The 19,536-nt window shown below is 73.1% G+C and carries 20 protein-coding genes; 6 read left to right on the forward strand and 14 right to left on the reverse strand.

All coding sequences use genetic code 11. The features are described from left to right. Nucleotides 1-196: 196 nt before the first annotated feature. Both QMG39_RS04080 and QMG39_RS04085 read right to left on the reverse strand, forming a co-directional pair. Nucleotides 197-673, reverse strand: a complete 477-nt coding sequence (locus QMG39_RS04080) for a hypothetical protein (RefSeq protein ID WP_281882584.1) — start codon at nt 671-673, stop codon at nt 197-199. Nucleotides 674-808: 135 nt separating this feature from the next. Beyond that, complete coding sequence (locus tag QMG39_RS04085; RefSeq protein WP_281882585.1) at nt 809-1,270, reverse strand: hypothetical protein; 462 nt, start codon at nt 1,268-1,270, stop codon at nt 809-811. 145 nt (nt 1,271-1,415) lie between these two features. Between QMG39_RS04085 and QMG39_RS04090 the strand changes: the two genes are divergently transcribed. The 4 genes from QMG39_RS04090 (at nt 1,416) to QMG39_RS04105 (ending at nt 5,431) form a co-directional block, all read left to right on the forward strand. After that, nucleotides 1,416-2,063 (forward strand): TetR/AcrR family transcriptional regulator, encoded by a 648-nt coding sequence (locus QMG39_RS04090; protein WP_281882586.1) that lies wholly within the window; start codon nt 1,416-1,418, stop codon nt 2,061-2,063. Nucleotides 2,064-2,092: 29 nt separating this feature from the next. Next, nucleotides 2,093-3,334, forward strand: a complete 1,242-nt coding sequence (locus QMG39_RS04095) for an Acg family FMN-binding oxidoreductase (RefSeq protein WP_281882587.1) — start codon at nt 2,093-2,095, stop codon at nt 3,332-3,334. Between the two features lie 266 nt (nt 3,335-3,600). Next, a complete protein-coding gene (locus tag QMG39_RS04100; RefSeq protein WP_281882588.1) occupies nt 3,601-4,872 on the forward strand; it encodes a lipase family protein in 1,272 nt (423 codons plus the stop codon). Between the two features lie 160 nt (nt 4,873-5,032). Beyond that, entirely contained in the window at nt 5,033-5,431 is a 399-nt protein-coding gene (locus tag QMG39_RS04105; RefSeq protein ID WP_281882589.1) for a DUF805 domain-containing protein, read from the forward strand. Between the two features lie 11 nt (nt 5,432-5,442). On the opposite strand, the gene QMG39_RS04110 is transcribed toward QMG39_RS04105, so the two are convergent. From QMG39_RS04110 to QMG39_RS04145, 8 genes are all read right to left on the reverse strand, one after another. Continuing rightward, entirely contained in the window at nt 5,443-6,657 is a 1,215-nt protein-coding gene (locus QMG39_RS04110; RefSeq protein ID WP_281882590.1) for an acetyl-CoA C-acetyltransferase, read from the reverse strand. Beyond that, nucleotides 6,654-7,301, reverse strand: coding sequence for a CoA transferase subunit B (locus QMG39_RS04115; protein WP_281882591.1), 648 nt, complete (start codon nt 7,299-7,301; stop codon nt 6,654-6,656). The genes QMG39_RS04110 and QMG39_RS04115 overlap by 4 nt, the downstream gene beginning before the upstream one ends. Beyond that, a complete protein-coding gene (locus QMG39_RS04120; protein WP_281882592.1) occupies nt 7,301-8,080 on the reverse strand; it encodes a CoA transferase subunit A in 780 nt (259 codons plus the stop codon). Before QMG39_RS04120 ends, QMG39_RS04115 begins: the two co-directional genes overlap by 1 nt. A gap of 17 nt (nt 8,081-8,097) precedes the next feature. Beyond that, nucleotides 8,098-9,336, reverse strand: a complete 1,239-nt coding sequence (pcaDC, locus tag QMG39_RS04125; protein WP_281882594.1) for a bifunctional 3-oxoadipate enol-lactonase/4-carboxymuconolactone decarboxylase PcaDC — start codon at nt 9,334-9,336, stop codon at nt 8,098-8,100. Continuing rightward, the gene (locus QMG39_RS04130) at nt 9,333-10,520 is read right to left on the reverse strand and encodes a lyase family protein (protein WP_281882596.1); all 1,188 of its coding nucleotides are present in this window, start codon (nt 10,518-10,520) and stop codon (nt 9,333-9,335) included. Before QMG39_RS04130 ends, pcaDC begins: the two co-directional genes overlap by 4 nt. Beyond that, on the reverse strand, nt 10,517-11,095 hold the full coding sequence (gene pcaG / locus QMG39_RS04135; protein WP_281882597.1) for a protocatechuate 3,4-dioxygenase subunit alpha: 579 nt from the start codon (nt 11,093-11,095) through the stop codon (nt 10,517-10,519). Before pcaG ends, QMG39_RS04130 begins: the two co-directional genes overlap by 4 nt. Beyond that, a complete protein-coding gene (gene pcaH, locus QMG39_RS04140; RefSeq protein WP_281887150.1) occupies nt 11,088-11,879 on the reverse strand; it encodes a protocatechuate 3,4-dioxygenase subunit beta in 792 nt (263 codons plus the stop codon). Before pcaH ends, pcaG begins: the two co-directional genes overlap by 8 nt. A 109-nt stretch (nt 11,880-11,988) precedes the next feature. Beyond that, complete coding sequence (locus tag QMG39_RS04145) at nt 11,989-12,753, reverse strand: IclR family transcriptional regulator (RefSeq protein ID WP_281882598.1); 765 nt, start codon at nt 12,751-12,753, stop codon at nt 11,989-11,991. Between the two features lie 91 nt (nt 12,754-12,844). Here QMG39_RS04145 and QMG39_RS04150 point away from each other — a divergent pair, with 91 nt between their 5' ends. Further along, nucleotides 12,845-14,068, forward strand: coding sequence for a glycoside hydrolase family 1 protein (locus QMG39_RS04150; protein WP_281882599.1), 1,224 nt, complete (start codon nt 12,845-12,847; stop codon nt 14,066-14,068). Between the two features lie 55 nt (nt 14,069-14,123). Here QMG39_RS04150 and QMG39_RS04155 read toward each other — a convergent pair whose 3' ends face one another. Continuing rightward, on the reverse strand, nt 14,124-15,038 hold the full coding sequence (locus QMG39_RS04155) for an NADP-dependent oxidoreductase (RefSeq protein ID WP_281882600.1): 915 nt from the start codon (nt 15,036-15,038) through the stop codon (nt 14,124-14,126). Between the two features lie 156 nt (nt 15,039-15,194). Between QMG39_RS04155 and QMG39_RS04160 the strand changes: the two genes are divergently transcribed. After that, a complete protein-coding gene (locus QMG39_RS04160) occupies nt 15,195-16,748 on the forward strand; it encodes a sulfatase-like hydrolase/transferase (RefSeq protein WP_281882601.1) in 1,554 nt (517 codons plus the stop codon). A 19-nt stretch (nt 16,749-16,767) separates the two neighbouring features. On the opposite strand, the gene QMG39_RS04165 is transcribed toward QMG39_RS04160, so the two are convergent. The 3 genes from QMG39_RS04165 to QMG39_RS04175 form a co-directional block, all read right to left on the reverse strand. After that, the gene (locus QMG39_RS04165) at nt 16,768-17,409 is read right to left on the reverse strand and encodes a TetR/AcrR family transcriptional regulator (protein ID WP_281882602.1); all 642 of its coding nucleotides are present in this window, start codon (nt 17,407-17,409) and stop codon (nt 16,768-16,770) included. A 71-nt stretch (nt 17,410-17,480) separates the two neighbouring features. Beyond that, nucleotides 17,481-18,452 carry a phosphotriesterase family protein gene (locus QMG39_RS04170; RefSeq protein ID WP_281882604.1) on the reverse strand — a complete coding sequence of 324 codons (972 nt, stop codon included), beginning with the start codon at nt 18,450-18,452 and terminating at the stop codon, nt 17,481-17,483. 30 nt (nt 18,453-18,482) lie between these two features. Beyond that, on the reverse strand, nt 18,483-19,523 hold the full coding sequence (locus tag QMG39_RS04175; protein ID WP_281882606.1) for a DctP family TRAP transporter solute-binding subunit: 1,041 nt from the start codon (nt 19,521-19,523) through the stop codon (nt 18,483-18,485). Between the last annotated feature and the right edge of the window lie 13 nt (nt 19,524-19,536).

Genomic DNA, 19,536 nt, shown 5'->3' on the forward strand with positions numbered 1-19,536 from the left:
CGTGGGGCGACGGTCACGTGCCCCGGGCGATCATCGCACGACGGCGATGGTCACCCGCAAGGCCCAACGCGACGACCGACGCGGGTGTTCCCCACGATCAGGCACTGCTCGGAGCGCGCGGATGCCCCGAGGTGCACGACCCGGCGTACGGCTCAGAGGCAGCTCGAAGCCAGGGCCGCGCCGCTGTCGTAGCCCATCAGTCGCACACCGCGTCGGGGGTCGCCGTCTGGTAGATCGTGCCGCCCGGCGTCGGGGCGTACGCATAGAAGATGACGAACTCGCCTTCCACGGGGTGGTCGACCACGTCGTAGAACGCGCTGCCACCCGGCGGGATGACGGTGCCCGGCTCGTTCGTGACCAAACCCGTGCGCGTATACAGGGAGAAGCCCTGCACCTCGATGGGGTCGTCGCACGGGTTGGCCACTTCCGCCCGGACGGTTGCGTACAGGTCGCCGTCCTCGTCCCGATGACACGCCTCCAGACGCATCCACCCCTGGCAGTCCGGGTCGGGTGGGGGCTCGTCGGACGGCACGCTCGCGGCCGCCTGCGGCGCGGTCGCCGCGACCGCGATCACGGGCACCGACCATGCCGCCGCGCGCAGTGCGCCGCGCCGTGACGTACCGGGCGTCGTCGCGTCGCTGTCGTCGGGAAGTGGTGCACGTTCGTCGGTCATGGCCGCCCCTGATCGGTCCGTCGCTCCTGAGGGTGGTGCACACGCATCGGCGCGTTCCGACCGAGAGTAGCGGATTGCACGGGCCGCTTGCCAGAGGGGGCGCGGGGGATGCGTCGCCTCGACGCACCGCACTGACTAGGGGCACACCCCGACCGGCACGGAGGCGGACACCGGCTCTCCGATGGTCGGCACGACCGACACCGTGAACGCCGTCGCGCCGGGGTGGTCGGACAGGGGGTAGGTGTCCCAGACCGACACCTCGCCTCCCGCGACCGGCGTGCGGTACAGCGCGGGACCGTCGATCACCGTGCCCTTCTGATCGGTCACGGTGATGCTGTAGACGAGCACCTCCGTGCATGTGGTGCTCACGGTGTACCTGAGCGTGTACACGGCCACACCGGCGCACGCCTGCACGAACCGGATCGTCGCCGCGCACGGGGCCTCGCCCACGGGCTCGCTCGCCGCCGCCTGCGGCACCGTCGCCGCGACCGCGATCGCGGGCACCGACCAGGCGGCGCCGCGGAGCACCCTGCGCCGGGTGGCACCCTGCGGTGCACGTGCCTCGGAATCGGGAAGTCCTGCTCGCTCGTCGGTCATCGCCATCCCCATCGCAGCCGTCTCGAAGCGGGAGGTGTGCACCCCCACCCGGAACTCCGGATGCCAACGGACGACCGACTCCCTCTACGGGCCTGTGGAGAACTCGACGCGAAGCGCACCTTATTAGAGTGTTTATACTACGAACATGACGGATGCCCCCGCAGCCGAACGCCGCCCGCAGCGCACCGCCCGCCGCCGCGACGAACTGCTCGAGACCGCCCTACGCCTGTTCAACGCGCACGGCACCGCCGCCGTGTCGGCGAACCGCATCGCGGCCGCGACCGGCATCAGCCCGGGCAACCTCTACTACTGGTTCCCGAACAAGCAGGCGATCATCCGTGCGCTGTTCGCGGAGTGGGCGACGGCGTCGACCGCACCTGAGGCGCTGCCGACGGATGCCCCGGACGCACTGCGCGCGTTCGTCGACGCGCTCGCGGGCCAGCCGCTCGTCACCTCGCGCTTCGCGTTCTTCTCGCGCGAGCTCACCGGCCTCCTCGCCGCCGACCCCGAGCTCGCCGCCGCGTACCGGGCCAACTTCACCGCCAAGGTCGACGCGATCACGGGGCTCGTCGCGCTGCTGGTCGACGCCGGCCTGCTGCATCCGCTGGCCCCCGGCACCGACCCCCGCGAGGTCGTCGTCGCCGCCTGGATCGCCAGCGAGGCGACGCCCGCGTTCCTCGAGGTCGTCGACCCCGAGGCATCCGCCCACACCGCCCCCGCGGTCTCGACCGCGCTCGTCCGTGCGCTCCTCACCGAGGAGGGCGCACAGGCCCTGCACCCGCCCGCCGACTGACACCGGCACCACCTCGGAGAGGACGCACCATGGCACCGTCCCGACGCACGAAGCAGCACGAGCCCGGCGAGCCGGCAGACAGCCGACCCACGCGCCGCACCGCGCTCACCGCCCTCGGCCTCGGAGCGGGCGGCCTCGTGCTCGCGGGCGCGGGCGTCGTCGGCGTGCGCGGTGCCCTCAACGGAGTCTGGACCAGCGGCCAGGGCGACCCGTACGAGCTCTGGTCGGCGTGGCCGACGCTCACCGGACTCGACGCGATCGTCGCCGCCGGCGTCCTCGCCGCCAATCCGCACAACACGCAGGGCTGGCGGTTCCACGTCGACGGGGCCGACGCCGACGGCGCCGTCATCGAGGTGCGCGACGACGCGAGCAGGCGGATGCCCGTGACCGACCCGTTCTCGCGCGAGCACCGCGCGGGCCTGGGCTGCGCCGTCGAGAACGTGGTGACGGCGGCCCGCGGGCAGGGCGTCGGTGCCGAGGTCGAGCTGCTGCCGGAGGCATCCGACCCAGAGTTCATCGCGCGCATCTCGCTCGCCGCCAGTGCTGCGCCGGGCACGCTCGACCGCGCCCGAGCCGGGGCCATCGCCGAGCGCCACACGAATCGCGGCCCGTTCGCCCCCGGCCCCGTCGACCCGGCCGACCTCGCCGCACTGGAGGCCCTCGGCGACGACCGTGCCCGGCTCGTGCTCGTGACGGATGCCGCGAACCGCACCGCCCTCGGCGACCTCTACGTGCGCGCGACCGAGGGCATCGTCGCCGACGACGAGCAGTCGGTCGAGGCGTTCGCCTGGTTCCGCAACGATCGCGCCGACGTCGACCGCTACCGCGACGGACTCACGCTCGACGCGCAGGGCCTCGACGCCTTCACGCTCGCGATGGCGAAGCTGCTGCCCGCGACCTCGCGCACGAAGGGCGACGCGTTCTGGGTCTCGTCGACGCGGGACACCCACACGGCGACGGCCGCCGCCTACGGCGTGATCGTCGTCCACGACGCGCTCGACCCCGCCGCGCAGGTCGCCGGCGGCCGGCTCCTCCAGCGCCTGCACCTCGAGGCGACCCGGCTCGGCCTCGCGTTCCACCACATGAACCAGGTCACCGAGCGCATCGACCGCGCCCGCGCGACCGGCGCCGTCGACGCCTACTCCGACGAGTGGGCCGCCCTCATCGGCGCGCCGGCCGCGCAGGGCCTGGTCGCGTTCCGCCTCGGCCACCCCGAGCGCGCCCCGCGCCCGAGCCCACGCCGAGCCCTCGCCGACGTGGTGACCACCTGACCCCACCCGAGACCCGTCAGGAAGCTGCGCTTCCGCGCTGCAGAGCGCAGTTTCTTGACGGGCCTCAGGGCACGAGCGGGCCTCCAGATGTTCCGGGGTTCTTCTCGGGCGTTGACGATCCGCACAACTCAACGGACTCGATGGTCCGTACAACTGTGCGCGTCCCCGAAGTTTCGCGGCCCGGCATGGCATCCACCGCTAGCTTTCGTCGTGAATTCCGCTGATCCCAAAGGAGGGACTGTATGCGACGCACAACGGTGTGTGCCGTGATCGGGGCTCTGACACTCGGCCTGCTCACCGCGACCCCAGCCAATGCCGAGGGGTCGTTCTACGATCCGCCATCCGAGCTCACCGGGTCGCCCGGCGAACTCGTCCGCTCCGAGCCGATGCGGCTCGGCGTCTCCGTCGACCACGACGGCGACGTCAGCCCGCTGCCCGGAACCGCCACGCGCATCATGTACCAGTCGACGGATGCCCTGGGCGAACCCGTCGCGGTCTCGGGCGTGTACATCGAGCCGTCGAAGTCCTGGCAGGGCGGCGGCGACCGGCCGCTGGTCTCGTTCGCCGAGGGCACGCAAGGCCAGGGCGACCCGTGCGCACCGTCGCGCACGCTCGAGCAGCTCCTCGTCGTGGAGGACGGCTCGATCTCCATCGGCTACGAGATCCCGAGCATCTACGCGTTCCTCGACAGGGGCATCGCGGTCGTCGTGACCGACTACATCGGGCTCGGCACGACCGACCGCGTGCACTCGTACGTGGTGCGCCTCGACTCGGGCCACGCGGTGCTCGACGCGGCGCGCGTCGCCAGCACGGTGCCCGGCGCGAGCGTGACGGCCGACTCGCCGGTCGGGCTCTACGGGTACTCGCAGGGCGGTGGCGCCGTGGCATCCGCCGCCGAGCTCGCCCCGACGTACGCGCCCGAGCTCGAGCTGAAGGGCGCCTACGCGGGCGCACCCCCGGCAGACCTCGCCGAGGTCATGCAGACCGCCGACCGGACCGCGCTCACGGGGGTCATCGGCTTCGCGCTCAACGGCATCTCGCAGTACGACCCCGCGCTGGTCGCCGCGCTCGAGCCCGAGCTCAACGCGAATGGTCGGGCCACGCTCGACGCGCTGTCGGAGCGGTGCATCGGCGACGCGCTGCTCGGCACGGGCACGGCGTTCGGCTCGACCTCGTCGTGGACCACGAGCGGGAGCTCGCTGTACCAGGTCGCCCAGCGGACGCCGGCGGCGCTCGCGGCGATCGACGCGCAGCGCATCGGCACGCTCGAGCCCGAGATCCCGGTGATGGTGCTGACCGGTACGAAGGACGACATCGTCGGCCACGACCAGGCGAAGCAGCTCGCGAAGGACTGGTGCGCGAAGGGCGCGGCGGTCCGCTACGTCTCGGTCGTGCAGCCCGCGTCGTCGCACGGCACCGGCCTGAACCACCTCACGCCGCTCATCACCCGAGCAGCGCAGGGCCAGTCCTGGCTCGTCGACCGGCTCGAGGGCCGGGCGGCGTACGGCAACTGCGCCTTCCTCCCCGTGCTGCCGTAGCACGACGGATGCCCCGGGCGGCACGTTCCGCTCGGGGCATCCGGCCCCCACGACCCCGGTGCGGGGCAGCGGGCGGGAAGGCCGTTGGTCCCTGCCCGGGCGCCGTCGCGGTCGTAGCGTGGTCGCCGACGGACCAGTCGAGTCGCGGGAGGCGATCGCCATGTCGTTCGGGGAGTCGATCCAGACGGTGTTCCGCAAGTACGCCGAGTTCCGCGGGCGTGCGACGCGGCCGGAGTACTGGTGGTGGGTGCTGTTCCTCGTGCTCGTGTCGGCGGGGCTGAACGTCTTGAACGTGATCCGGCTCGACGACGGGGTGCTGCTCGGCTCGATCCTCGGCGGGATCTGGGGGCTGGCCGTGCTGCTGCCGAACCTCGCGGTCACGGTGCGGCGCCTGCGCGACGCGGGCTACGGGTGGGGGAACCTGTTCTGGCTGCTGCTGCCGGTCGCCGGCTTCATCGTGCTGATCGTGATGACGGCGCAGCCGACGAAGGCCCCGGTGACCGCGCCGCCCGCGGGCGGCGCTGCTCCCGGCACGCCGCCGCCCGCACCCGCGACCTGAGGACTCGCCGCTCAGACCCGCGCGAAGACCGCGGCGAGCGCCTGGCCGCCGCCGATGCACATGGTCTCGAGCGCGAGGTCGCCGTCGAGGTCGGGCAGCTCGTGCGCGAGGGTCGCGAGCATGCGCAGCCCGGTCGCGCCAATCGGGTGCCCGATCGAGATGCCGCTGCCGCGCGGGTTCAGCCGCGGGTCCTCGGCGTCGAGGCCCCAGTCGGCGAGGCACGCGAGCACCTGCACCGCGAACGCCTCGTTGAGCTCGATCACGTCGAGGTCGGCGAAGCCGAGGCCCGCGCGTTCGAGCGCGCGGTTCGCGGCGGGCACCGGCGCGACGCCGAAGCGCAGCGGGTCGTTGCCCGCGGCGGCCCACGACACGAGGCGCAGCACCGGGGTCAGTCCCAGCGACTCCGCCCGCTCCGGGGTCGTCACGATGCAGGCGGCGGCCGCGTCGTTCTGGCCGCTGGCGTTGCCGGCGGTCACGGTGGCGTCCGGGTCGTTCCGCCCGAGGATCGCCCGCAACCCGCCGAGCGCCTCGAGCGTCGTGTCGGCCCGCGGGTGCTCGTCGCGGTCGACGACCGTCGCGCCGCGCCGCCCGGGCACCGTGACCGGCACGGTCTCGGCGTCGAAGGCGCCCGACTCCCAGGCCGCGACGGCACGCTGGTGCGAGCGCAGCGCGAGCGCGTCCTGCGCGGCACGCGAGATGCCGTACTCGCGCCGCAGCAGCTCGGCCGACCCGACGTTGCCCTCGGGCGTGGGGAATCGCGAGCCGCCGACCGTCTCGCGGCCGCGGCCGAGCGCGTCGTGCAGCATGAGCCCGCCAGCGGGCAGCCCGCGCCGCCCCTCCTCGGTATAGAGGGGTGCGTTCGACATCGACTCGGCGCCGAGGGCGACCACCACGTCGGATGCCCCGGTCTGCACCTCCATCGCCGCGTTGACCACGGCCTGCAGGCCCGATCCGCAGCGGCGGTCGAGCTGGTAGCCGCCCGTGGTCACGGGGAAGCCCGCGTCGAGCGCGGCGACCCGGCCGAACGCCGGCGACTCCATGGTCGGGTACCCCTGCGAGCCGATCACGCCGTCGACCGCGGCGGGGTCGATGCCGGTGCGCTCGAGCAGCGCCTCGAGCACCGTCACCGCCAGGGTGCGCGCGTGCACGGGCGCGAGCGCCCCGCCGAAGCGCCCGACGGGCGTGCGCAGGGGCGCGCAGATGACCGCGGTGCGCAGCTCGGTCACGCCGCCACCCCCTCGGCGACGGTGAACGGCGCCTCCGTGGCATCCGTCACCTGCTCCAGGGTCACGTCGGGCGCGAGCTCGATGAGCACCAGCCCGGAATCGGTCACGTCGAACACCGCGAGGTCGGTGATGATGCGGTCGACGCAGCCCCGGCCCGTGAGCGGCAGCGTGCACTGCGGCACGATCTTCGACGAGCCGTTCTTCGCCACGTGCTCCATCACGACGAGCACGTGCTCGGCGCCGTTGACGAGGTCCATCGCCCCGCCCATGCCCTTGACCATCTTGCCGGGCACGGCCCAGTTGGCGATGTCGCCGCCCTCGGACACCTGCATCGCCCCGAGCACGGCGTGCGTGACCCGCCCGCCGCGGATCATGCCGAAGCTCGACGCCGAATCGAAGTACGCCGCCCCCGGCACGACCGTCACGGTCTCCTTGCCGGCGTTGATGAGCTTCGGGTCCTCCTCGCCCTCCCACGGGTAGGGGCCGACGCCGAGGATGCCGTTCTCCGAGTGCAGCACGACCTCGACGCCCTCGGGCAGGTGGTTCGGAATGAGCGTCGGCAGTCCGATGCCCAGGTTCACGTACGAGCCGTCCTCGAGCTCGCGGGCCGCGCGCGCGGCCATCTCGTCGCGGGTCAGCGGCATCAGACGTCTCCTCGGGTGCGCACGGTGACCTTCTCGATCGGCAGGTCGGCCGACTGCTCGGGCGTGAGCTCGACGACGCGGTCGACGTAGATGCCGGGCAGGTGGATGTCGTCGGGGTCGAGCACGCCCGGCTCGACGAGCTCGTCGACCTCGGCGATCGTGACCTTGCCGGCCATGCCCGCGAGCGGGTTGAAGTTGCGGGTGGCCTTCTCGAACCGGAGGTTGCCGTGCCGATCTCCGACGGCGGCACGGACCAGCCCGTAGTCGGTGCGGATCGCCTGCTCGAGCACGTACTCGCGGCTCGCGCCGAACGTGTCGAACGGGCGCAGCTCCTTCGGGTCGCTCGCGAGGGCCACCTGGCCGTCGGGCGCGTAGCGCAGCGGCATCCCGCCGTCGGAGACCGCGGTGCCCGCACCGGTCGCGGTGTAGAACGCGGGGATGCCGACGCCGCCGGCACGCAGCCGCTCGGCGAGCGTGCCCTGCGGGGTGAGCTCGACCTCGACCTCGCCCGACAGGTACTGCCTGCCGAACTCCTTGTTCTCGCCGATGTAGCTGGCGATGATGCGGCGGATGCGGCCGTCGGCGAGCAGCAGCCCGAGGCCCCAGCCGTCGACGCCGCAGTTGTTCGACACGATCTCGAGCTCGTCGACCTCGCGGGCGAGCAGCGCGCGGATCAGCACGATCGGCACGCCCGAGAGCCCGAACCCGCCGACGGCGAGCGACGATCCCGACGGGATGTCGGCGACGGCCTCGTCGGCCGACGCGTACGTCTTGTCCATGTGTTCCTCCGGTCGGGTCAGTGCGGGTCGGTCGAGCCGGGCTCGGGGTCCGATGCACGGTCGGATGCCTCGTCGGCGGCGACCTCCGCGAACACCTCGCGTGCGATCGCGAGGCCGCCGTTCACGGGCGGCAGCCCGGCGTAGAGCGCGGTGTGCAGCAGCACCTCCGAGATCTCGTCGGGGCTGAGGCCGTTCCGCAGCGCGGCGCGCACGTGCATGCGCAGCTCGGCCTCGTGGCCGCTCGTGACGAGGCTCGCGAGCGTGGCGATCGAGCGCTCGCGGCGGCTCAGGCCGGGGCGCGACCAGATCTCGCCCCACGCGTAGCGCGTGATGAAGTCCTGGAACGCGGCCGTCTCGGGGGTCGTGCCGGCGATCGCGCGATCGACGTGCGCGTCGCCGAGCACCCCACGGCGGGTCTGCATGCCGCGGGCATGGGCGGCGGATGCCTCGGCGCCGGCCTCCGTGCGCAGGATGTGGCCGAGCAGCAGGTCGGCCGCCGCATCCGGCGCCTCGAGCACCGCGAGGTGGGAGACGTCGTCGAGCTCCACGTGCACGGCGTCGGGCATCGCGTCGGCCATCTCCTGCATCGAGGCCGGCGTGGTCACGGCGTCGTGCTGGCCGCTCACGAGCAGCGCGGGCACGTCGATCGCGGGCAGGTCGGCCGTGCGGTCGAACCCGGCCAGCGCCTCGGCGCAGCGCGCGTACGAGTCGTCGTCGATCTCCACCAGTGCGTGCAGCGCGCGCGAGCCGGCCCCGTCGTCGGCGCCCAGGAACCCGGGCGCGAACCAGCGCTCGGCGCTGCCGGTCACGAGCGACGCGGTGCCGCTCGCGCGCACCGACGCGGCCCGGTCGGCCCAGCCGTCGGGCGTGCCGATGCGCGCGCCGCTGCACGAGTCGAACAGGCTGCGCACCCGGTCGGGATGGGCGGCGGCCAGCTCGAGCGCGACCGTGCCGCCGAGCGAGACGCCACCGACGTGGAACGCGCCGCCGCCGGCCTCGTCGACGATCGCGAGCACCGCCTCGGCGAGCTCGGCGATCGTGAAGGGCTCGGTCGCGACGGGGCTCGCGCCGTGGCCGGGCAGGTCGACGCGCAGGATGCGCAGGCGCGCCCCCGCGGCGTCGGCGCGCAGGCGGGCGACGACGCCGTCCCACAGCGCGGTCGTGGTGCCGAGCGACGGCAGCAGCACCAGCAGCGGCTGGGTGCCGGCGGCGACGGTGCCGGGCGCGAACGATCCGCGCAGCACGGGCACGCTCATGCGTCTCCTCCTGGGTTCGATGCGTCACGGACGGCGGCGAACCGGGCGACGGCCCGGTCGACGATGCGGTCGGATGCCGCGAGCACGACGTCGTCCGCCGCCCCGACGCCGCTCGCGGCGAGCAGGTCCGCGGCACGCTCGGGGTCGAACGTCATGCCGCCGCCGAGCCGCGCCGATGCGGCCGACGCCGACTCGGCGAGCGCGAGCAGCCGGCGGAACGCGCCCCAGCCGGCGTGCCACTCCCCCGCGGGCCGCTCGTCGGCGGCGGACGCGGCGGCGGTCGCGGTCGCGACGAGCCCGGGGGCCTCGACCGCGGCGGCGGTGAGCGCCACCGCGTCGACGGGGTTGCGCTTGTGCGGCATGGCCGATGAGCCGCCGCCGCCCGCGAGCACGACCTCGCCGAGCTCGGGGCGGGAGAGCAGGGTGGCGTCGCGTCCGATGCGCCCGAGCGCCGCGACCACGGTCGAGGCCGCGTGCGCGACCGCGAGCACCGCGCTGCGCTCGGTGTGCCAGGAGCGGCCGGGATCGGCGAGCCCGAGACGCGCGGCGAGCGCCGCGCGCACCTCGTCGGCGGCGCCGGGGCGCCCGGCCGCGGCATCCGCCTTCACGCCCGTGCCGACCGCGCCGCCGAACTGCACCGGGAACTCCAGCGCGTCGATCGCGGCCACGGCGGAGGACACGCCGTCGAGCCAGTCGGCGGCGAGCACGCCGAGCGTCGACGGGGCGGCCGGCCGGGCGAGCGTGCGGGCCACCCGCGGGTCGCGGCGACCCGTCACGGCGAGCGCCGCGAGCGCCGAGCCCGACGCCAGCAGCCGGTCGCGCGCGTCGGCGAGCGCGCGCGAGGCGACGAGCATGAGCGCCGAGTCGACGACGTCCTGGCTCGTCGCGCCGAGGTGCAGGTGGGCGGAGGACTCGCCGGCGTCCTCGAGCTGCGCGCTCAGCAGCGGCACGAGCGCGACCACCACGACCCCGTCGCGGGCCACGCCCTCGACGAGCGATGCGCGATCGAGCGCGCCGGCGTCGAGCACCGCGGCCGCGGCGTCGTGCGGCTCGCCGAGCACGTCGCCCCAGGCGCCGAGCAGCGCCGCCTCGACGTCGACCATCGCGCGCAGCACCTCGTCGTCGCCGGTCGCCGACGCGCCGGCGCCGGCGGGGTCCAGCAGACCCCACGAGGCTGCGGTCATATCTCCGTACCGTAGTCGAGGAACACGGTCTCGCCCTCGCCCTGCAGCACGATGTCGAAGCGGTACGAGCGCTCGGCGTCGGGCACCGCGATCAGCGTGTCGCGACGGCCCTCGTCGATGCGGCCGAGCAGCGGGTCGCTCGCGTTCGCCTCGGCCTCGTCGCCGAAGTACGCGCGCGTGAAGAGGTGCTGCAGGATGCCGCGGCCGAACACCGCGACGAGCAGGTACGGGGCCGAGCCCTCGCGCATGGCACCGGGCTTGATGGTCGTGAACGAGTAGTTCCCGGCGCGGTCGGCGGCCGAGCGGCCGAAGCCGGCGAACCCGTGCTGGTCGCGGTCGAACGAGCCCAGCTCGGTGGACGGCCTGCCGGTAGCATCCGCCCCCCAGATCTCCACGAACGCGTCGGGCACGCCCTCGCCGGCGCCGTCGAGCACCCGGCCGTGCAGTCGCACGGCGTCGGGCTGCCAGGGCGCGCGCACGTCGGGGCCGCCCGCGTAGGGCAGGGCGTAGCCGAAGAACGGACCGACCGTCTGCGACGGGGTCTGCAGGTACTCGTGCTCGGACTGCTCAGGCATGATCGGCGTCCTCCGGTTCCATCCAGGTCGACTTCGGTCCGGTGAGCACCACGTCCCACCGGTAGCCGAGCGCCCACTCGGGCTCGCTCACGTCGTGGTCGTAGCCGGCGACCAGGCGGTCGCGCGCGGCCGGGTCGACGATCGACTGGTAGATCGGGTCGAGGCCGAACAGCGGGTCGCCGGGGAAGTACATCTGGGTGATGAGCCGCTGGGTGAAGGCGCTGCCGAAGAACGAGAAGTGGATGTGCGCCGGACGCCACGCGTTGCGGTGGTTCTTCCACGGGTACGGACCGGGCTTGATCGTGGTCAGCCGGTACGAGCCGTCGTCGCCGGTGATGATGCGGCCGACGCCGGTGAAGTTGGGGTCGAGCGGCGCGGGGTGCTGGTCGCGCTTGTGCACGTAGCGGCCCGCGGCGTTGGCCTGCCAGATCTCGACGAGCTGGTTGCGCACCGGCCGGCCGTCGCCGTCGAGGATGCGGCCGGTCACGATGATGCGCTCGCCCTGCGGCTCGCCCGAGTGCTGGATGGTCATGTCGGCTTCCTCGGGCGCCACGTCGGTGTGGCCGAATGCCGGGGAGACCAGCTCGATCTCCTCGGGGTCGGCACGCACGAGCTCGTGGGTGGGGTGCCGGAGGGTCGTCGACCGGTAGGGGCGGAAGTCGCGACGCGGATGCGACGGGAGCGCGCCGCCCGCGGCGGCCTCGCGCTCGGCCGCAGTGCGCTCGGCGATCTCGTCGTCGATCTCGCCCTGGGTGAGATCTGGTTGGTTCGCGACGGGGTGCATGCTCACGGATCGCCTCTCGCGTCGTCGGGAATGGGACGTGTCCACGATGCACCCGCCGTGCTCGCCGTGGGGATCGGTTTCCACTCAGTGGAAGCCGAATCGAACCGTTTCAGGTTCCCGGCGCGCGGTACCCGAGCGCGGCCGAGATGCCTCGGGCCGCGATGCGCACGCCGAGGCCGAACTGCGGCTCGCCGAGTCGCTCGACGTGGGCGATGATCGACACCGCCGCGACCACCTCCCCCGTGGCGTCGCGCACGGGGGCCGCGACCGAGAACGCGCCGCGCGTGAGCGCCTGCACGCTCGTCGCGATGCCCGTCTGCCGCACCTCGGCGAGCCGCCGCCGAAGCTCGCCTTCGTCGGTGATCGTGTTCTGCTGGAACCTCCGCAGGCCCGCCGCGACCACGTCGTCGTACACGTCGGCCGGAGCGTGCGCGAGCAGCGCCAGCCCGACGCCGGTGGCGTGCAGCGGCAGTATCGTGCCGATGTCGGACACCATGGCCACGGCCTTCTCGCCCGAGCGGCGCTCGAGGTAGACCACGCCGAGCCCGTCGCGCACCGCCAGGTGCACATGCTCGCCGGTCGCGTCGAGCAGGTCCTCGAGGTAGGGCATCGCGGCGTTCCGCAGCCGGCGCGCGGTGGGCTCGCGCACGCCGAGCCGCCACATGCGCATGCCCACCCGGTAGCGCCCGTCGTCGCCGCGCACCAGGCCGCCCCACTCGGTCCACTCGCCGACGAGACGGTGGGCGGTCGACAGCGGCAGTGCCGCGCGCGCGGCGATCTCGCTGAGCGTCAGCTCCTCGGCGCCGGCGAACGCGTCGGCGATGGCGAAGAGCTTCTCGGCCACCGAGCGGTCGTCCCTGCCGCCTCCCGACATGCGCTCACTCTATCGAGCGGCCGCGGCCGCCCCTCGACGTGGTGGGCCGGGCTACCGTGGGACGGTGCGACGAAGCGGCGAAGGGGCCGAGATGACGGAGTTCCTGTGGGGCGTGGCGACAGCCGGCCACCAGAACGAGGGCGGCAACACCGAGAGCGACACCTGGTTCCTCGAGCACGTGACGCCCACGGTCTTCAGCGAGCCCTCGGGCCCGGCGTGCAACAGCTGGGAGCTGTGGGAGACCGACCTCGACCTCGCCCGCGGCATGGGCCTGAACGCCTTCCGGTTCTCGGTCGAGTGGGCGCGCATCGAGCCGCGGGAGGGCGAGTTCTCCGACGAGGCGCTCGCGCACTACGAGGCGGTGGTCGACGGATGCCTCGCGCGCGGACTCGCCCCGGTCGTCACCTTCAACCACTTCACCTCGCCGCACTGGTTCGCGTGCCGCGGCGCGTGGCTCGACGAGGAGGCGCCGGCGCTGTTCGCCCGGTTCGCCGACGCCGTGATGCGGCGCTTCGGCGACCGGATCGCCGTCGCGGTCACGTTCAACGAGCCCGACCTGCCCCAGATGCTCACCTGGGCGGGCCTGCCCGACTTCGTCGCCGACCTCGAGCGCGCGACCCTCGACGCCGCGGGCGCTGCGGCCGGCGTGCCCCGGTACCGCGCGTCGAACGTGATGCTGCGCGAGGACTTTCCCGCGATGCGCGCCGGCATGACGGCCGCCCACCTCGCTGCGCGCGACGCGATCAAGGCGCACCGGCCCGAACTCCCCGTGGGCCTGTCGCTCGCGATCGTCGACGACGTGGCCGCCCCCGGGGGCAAGGCACTGCGCGACCGCAAGCGCGCCGCGGTCTACGACCACTGGCTCGAACTCGCCCGGGGCGACGACTTCATCGGGGTGCAGAACTACGAGCGCATCGTCTACGGGCCCGACGGCCAGCTGCCGCCGCCCGAGGGCAGCACGGTGAACCAGATGGGAACGGCGGTCGAGCCCGACTCGCTCGGCGGGGCGATCGAGTACGCCCACCGGGTCAGCGGCAGGCCGGTGTTCGTCACCGAGCACGGCATCGCCACCGACGACGACGGCGTGCGACAGGCGTTCCTTCCGCCGGCGATCGCGAGCATGGACCGCGTCATCGGCGCGGGTGTGCCCGTCATGGGCTACTGCACGTGGACGCTGCTCGACAACTTCGAGTGGATCTTCGGCTACTCCAAGCAGCTCGGCCTGCACGAGGTGGACCGGGAGACGTTCGCGCGCACGGCGAAGCCCAGCGCCGGCGTGTACGCCGCGATCGTGCGCGCACACCGGGGCGCGTAGGCCCGGCACCGCCCGCTGCACGGGGCCGCCCGCTTCCCCTCGCAGTCCCGCCCGCTCAGGGCAGGACGACGATCTTCCCCGGGGCGTGCGACGTCTCGAGCGCCGCGAAGGCATCGGCCACCTCGTCGAGCGGGAACGTGGCCGCGACCGGCAGCACGAACCGGCCCTCGGCGAGCCCCTCGGCGAGGCGGGCGAGGTTGTCGGGTGTACGCGCGGCGCGCTCGACGATGCCGACGCCGAGTTCGGCGAGCGCCCCGTACGCCGCGATCGCCGTCATCCGTTCCACGGGCACGCCCAGGGCCACGCCAGCATCGAGCGCGCCGCGGCCGTGGCAGTCGATGACCGCGGTCGCACCGCCCGCGGCGGCCACCCGGCCGGCGAGGCCGTCGCCGTACGCGACCGGCTCGACGCCGAGCGATCGCAGCAGGTCGTGGTTGCGCGGCGCGGCGGTGCCGACGACCCGGGCTCCCGCGTCCACCGCGAGCTGGCACACGAGCAGCCCGACCGCGCCGCTCGCACCCCCGACCAGCACGGTGTCGCCGGCACCGACCGGCACCGTCGCGAGGCATGACACCGCCGTGAGGCCGGCCGTGCGCAGCCCGCCCGCGACCGCGACCGGAAGCGCGTCGGGCCGACGCACCAGGGCGGATGCCTCGGCGAGCACGCGCTCCGCGATCGCGCCGGGCGCGCCGCCGAGCACCTCGTCACCCACGGCGACCGGAGCGCCGTCCGGGTAGTCGGCGCCGTCGCCGACGGCCTCCACGGTGCCGGCGAACTCCCCGCCGATCCGACGCGGGAACGGGGCATCCGATGTCAGGAACCCCGTGCGCACCTTGGCGTCGTACGGGTTCACGCCCGCGGCGCGCACCCGCACCGCGACCTGCCCGGGCCCCGGGTCGACGTCCGCGATCTCCTCGACCCGCAGCACCCCCGGACCGCCCACCTCGTCGTACCCCGCCGCTCGACTCACGCGCGCTCCCTCCGCCGGCTTCCGAGCCTACGGCCCCTCCCCGGAACGAAAGCAGAAGGCGATTTGGTTTTAGGGCCCACTCCGGCGACACTTGTCCGGTTCCATTTCTGCGGCACTCCCCCACGCACGCCGCCGAACCCCGAAAGGCCGACCTCAATGGCGACAGATCTGCCCTCCGACTCCGCACCCGCGCAGGACGCGGCTCCGACGAAGCGCACCAAGCGGCGCGGCCTCGGCAAGCGCATCCTGAAGGCCACCGGCCTCGTGCTCGCGCTCCCCGCGCTGCTGCTCGTCGCCGGCCTCGGCTACCTCGCCTTCGAACTGCTCACCAACCGCCCCGACGACTCCCCCGAGCACGAGGCGCTGAAGGAGGAGTACCTCACCAACCGCCTGAGCACGGCGGCGGCGACCTCCGGCGAGTCCCCCAACGTGATCCTCGTGCACTACGACGACCTCGGCTACGGCGACCTCGGCTTCATGGGCGACACCCCCATCGAGACGCCGAACCTCGACGCGCTCGCCGAGGACGGCGTGGTCATGACCAACTACCACTCGCCCTCCGCCGTCTGCACGCCCTCGCGCGCCGCGCTGCTCACCGGCCGCCTCGCGCCCCGCGCCGCCGTGCCCGACGTGCTCTTCCCCAACGAGGGCGTCAGCAGCCTGATCAACGTCGTGTCGGGCACCTTCGGCCTGACCCAGGCCGAGATCACCATCCCCGACGTGCTCCAGGCCTCGGGCTACGAGACCGGCATGATCGGCAAGTGGCACATCGGCGACACCGAGGGCTCGCTCCCGAACGACTTCGGGTTCGACTCCTTCCTCGGCTCGCGGTACTCGAACGACATGGTGCCGTTCCAGATCTACGAGAACGACGAGGTCCTCCTCGAGACCGTCGACCAGACGGAGCTCGACGCGCTCTACACCGACCGCGCGGTGGAGTTCGTCGCCGACGCCGCCGAGACCGAGGACCCGTTCTTCCTCTACTTCGCGCACAACTTCCCGCACGAGCCGCTCTTCGCGGCCGACGAGAACCTCGGCCGCTCCGACGCCGGCCTCTACGGCGACATCGTCGAGGGGCTCGACGACGGCATCGGCCGCATCGTCGACGAGCTCGAGGCCACCGGCCAGCTCGACAACACGATCATCATGGTCACGAGCGACAACGGCCCGTGGTTCCAGGGCGACGCCGGCGACCACCGCGGCCGCAAGGGCATGATCTCCGAGGGCGGCACCCGCGTGCCCTTCCTCGTGCACTGGCCCGACGGCCTCGAGGGCGGGCGGACCGTCGACACCATGGCGATGGGCACCGACGTGCTGCCGACGCTGCTCGACTGGCTCGACATCCCCGCGCCGACCGACCGCGTGCTCGACGGAACGAGCATGGCCTCGGTCCTCGAGGGAACCGGCGACACCGTCAGCGAGTATTACTACTCGTACGCGAGCAAGAGCCTGCTCGCGGTCAGCGACGGCCGCTTCAAGTACTACGCGGAGCAGCCCTACCTCTACACGATCAGCGGCACGTCCTTCGCCAGCCCGTTCACGCAGGGACCGTGGCTGTTCGACCTCGAGGCCGACCCCAGCGAGGCGTACGACGTGAGCGCGAAGTACCCCGACGTCGCGGCGGAGCTCGCGGCCGAGCTCGAGCGCCGCAACGCCGAGACCGAGGAGAACCCGCGCGGCTGGCTCACGACGAGCAACGCCGCGGGCTGACCCCCGGCGCCGACCGACCTCAGCTCCCGCGGCCGACCCAGCCGACGACCACGTCGCCGATCATCGCGCGATAGTGGTCGCGGCGGTCGGCCGCGAGCAGGTCGCGGTCGAACAGGTAGCCGAACGTGTACTGGTTCGCCACCTGGAAGAAGCAGTACGAGCTGATCACGAGGTGCACGTCGAGCGCGTCGACGTCGTCGCGCAGCGTGCCGTCGGCGCGGCCGCGCTCGAGCACGCCGTCGAGCAGGCCGAGCGCGGGCTGGTTCAGCTCGCGCAGCGACTCGAGCCGGCGGATGAAGTTGCCGCGGTGGATGTTCTCGATCGACACCAGGCGGATGAAGTCGCTGTGCGCGAGGTGGTGGTCGTAGGTGATCTCGGCGAGCCGGCGCAGCGCCTCGACCGGCTCCAGGTCGCCGACGTGCAGGGCCTGCTCGGCCTCGCGGATGCTCCGGTAGGCGCGCTCGAGCACGGCCATGTAGAGCTGCTCCTTGCCGCCGAAGTAGTAGTAGATCATGCGCTTCGTCGTGCGGGTGCGCTCGGCGATCTCGTCGACGCGCGTGCCCGAGAACCCCGACTCGGCGAAGGACTCGGTGGCGACCGTGAGGAGGTCCTCGCGCGTGCGCTCGGGATCGCGCTGGCGGACCACGGGTTGTTCGCTCACGTTCCCACCCTAGTTCTCGGGGCCCATGCCGCCCGGCAGCGACAGGGCAGGGCCGACCGGATGCGACCTGCTCATGATCCGCTGAGCACCCGCCTCGGGTTGCCGACCAGCATCCGCTCGATCGTCGCGTCGTCGACGCCCGCGTCGCGCAGCCGGGGCAGGATGCCGGTGAAGACGTGCTCCATGTGCCAGTCGGGCGCGTGCTCGGCGCGCCACGACGGCGGGGTCACGCGGCTGAAGAACGCCGCGTCGTGCGAGAGGACGATGCGTTCCGCGTAGCCGAGCTCGAGCAGTGCGAGCAGCATGCGCACGCGGTCGTCGTCGGAGCCGACGTGCGCCATGCCGAAGCGGTCGAACCCGAGGTACGAGCCCGCGTCGGCCAGCTCGCGCAGGTAGTCGAGGTCGGTCGAGTCGCCGCTGTGTCCGATCACGACCCGGTCGAGGGGCACGCCCAGCTCGCGCAGCATCCGCTGCTGTTCGCGTCCGCCGCCCGACTGGGCGTGCGAGTGCGTGGTGATCGGCACCCCGGTGCGCAGGTGCGCCGCGGCCGCCGCCGCCCACACGCGCCGCACGTCGGGCGTGAACCCCTCCACGTCGGAGACGACCTTGATCATCCCGGCGCGGATGCCCGTGCCCGCGATGCCCCGCTCGATGTCGCCGACGAACAGCTCCGCGAGCGGGTCCGGCCCCTCGACGAGGCGGCCCGGCCCGTGCATGCGGATCGCGTGCGGCAGCACGTCGGCGGTGTAGTACCCCGTGGCGACGACGATCTCGACGGGCACGCGCTCGGCCACGCGCCGCACGTGTGCGACGTCGCGGCCGAGCCCGGGCACCGTGAGGTCGACGACGGTCCGCACGCCGAGCGCGTGGAGGCGCTCGAGTCCGGTCACGGCCCGCTCGACCGCCTGCGCCTCGTCCCACTCCGGGTGGGGCAGGTTCAGGTCGAGCTCCTGGTGGCCCACGAACAGGTGCTCGTGGATCAGGGTCGTGCCCAGCCGCTCCGCCTGCACCTCGCCGGTGCAGGTCGGAACCGTGCGGACCATCGTCGTATCGTCAGTCGGTGCGGTGTCCGATCACTCCGAGGTGGCGCGGATCGCCTCGAAGACCGCGAGCGACTCGCCCTCGAAGGTCTCGAGGAAGAACTCGACCGCGGGGCCCTGGAAGGCCTCGACGTCCACGTCCTCGATGACCTCCCAGTCATCGCCGTTGCGCCACTCGTCGAGCACGACCTCCTCGTCCTCGGCGACGCAGGCGGTGACCTCGGTGACCGCGGTCTCCACCGCGGCGGTGAGCGCGTCCTGCTGCTCGCTGCTCAGCTCGTCCCAGATCGGGCTCATCACGACGAGGTTCGTGTTGAGCTGGTGCTCGGACAGGCTGACGTAGTCCTGCACCTCCTGGAAGTTCTGGGCGACGATGTTGGTGATCGGGTTCTCCTGCCCGTCGACCGTGCCCTGCTGCAGCGCGAGGTAGAGCTCCTCGTACGCGACCTCGGTCGCGTCCGCGCCGAGCGCCTGCGCGTTCAGCAGGTACTGCGGCGAGCCCGGGAAGCGCATGCGCACGCCCTCGAGGTCCGCGGGGGTGCGGATCGGCACGTTCGCGGTGAAGAGCCGCGCGCCGGCCGACCAGGCGCCGAGCGTCTGCACGCCCGAGGCCTCCTTGAAGCCCTCGACGAGCACGGCCGAGTCGTCGCTGGCCATGAACGCCGCGAGGTGCTCCGGGCCGTCGAACACGTACGCCGCGTCGAGCACGCTGATCGGCTCGTAGACGGCACCGAGCGCCGAGGCGCCCTGGATGTCCATGTCGATGTCGCCGGATGCGACGGACGCGATGCGGTCCGCGTCGCCGCCCAGCTGGCTGGCCGGGAAGATCTCGATCGTGAGGCCCACGTCGGCGGCCTCGACCTCGTCGGCGATCACCTGCGCGCCGCAGCGGTGCTGGGGCTGGTCCTCGGTGTAGCTGTGGGCCAGCGTGAGCTCGATCGTCTCCTGCTCGCTCGACTCGTCGCCGGTGTCGGTTCCTCCATCGGAACCGCTCGAGCAAGCCGCCAGCAGGAACAGTGCCGGCGCCGCTGCCAGAGCGATCCACGTCGTTCGCTTGGTGCGTCGTGCAATCACGGTTGCATTCCTC

The sequence above is a fragment of the Agromyces rhizosphaerae genome (assembly GCF_027925245.1).
Taxonomy (GTDB): Bacteria; Actinomycetota; Actinomycetes; order Actinomycetales; family Microbacteriaceae; genus Agromyces; species Agromyces rhizosphaerae.